This is a genomic window from Parvimonas sp. M20 (assembly GCF_035282425.1).
GTDB lineage: Bacteria > Bacillota > Clostridia > Tissierellales > Peptoniphilaceae > Parvimonas.
The window spans coordinates 1-264 of the sequence record NZ_JAYKBQ010000199.1 but is presented as its reverse complement, the minus strand read 5'-3'; the positions used below and the strand labels follow the sequence as shown (position 1 = coordinate 264).

The window sequence follows — 264 nt, the reverse complement described above, 5'->3', positions numbered from 1 at the left end:
GACTGGCTCGAGAAGGGGCACTCCGTCAACGAGACCGTCAACGGCGTGAACCGCGTGTTCAAGAAGTTCACGAACTCGTGCACGGGCGACTGGACCAACACGACCAACACGAAGGTCGGCAACAACGACAATGCCGGCGGCTTCGTCGGCACGCCGATGGACTTCACGAAGTACTCGCTCAACTCGGGCTTCTTCGCGATGGCCGAGAAGCTCGACCTGTGCGACATCCAGAAGGTCGCGACGAAGATGGGCGTCACCCGGTCC

1 protein-coding gene is annotated in these 264 nt (G+C 61.4%); it reads left to right on the top strand.

What is annotated here, in order from left to right; genetic code table 11:
- Positions 1-264, top strand: a 264-nt coding sequence (locus VJI93_RS08965; RefSeq protein ID WP_324009350.1) for a hypothetical protein, incomplete at both ends; no start/stop codon positions are given.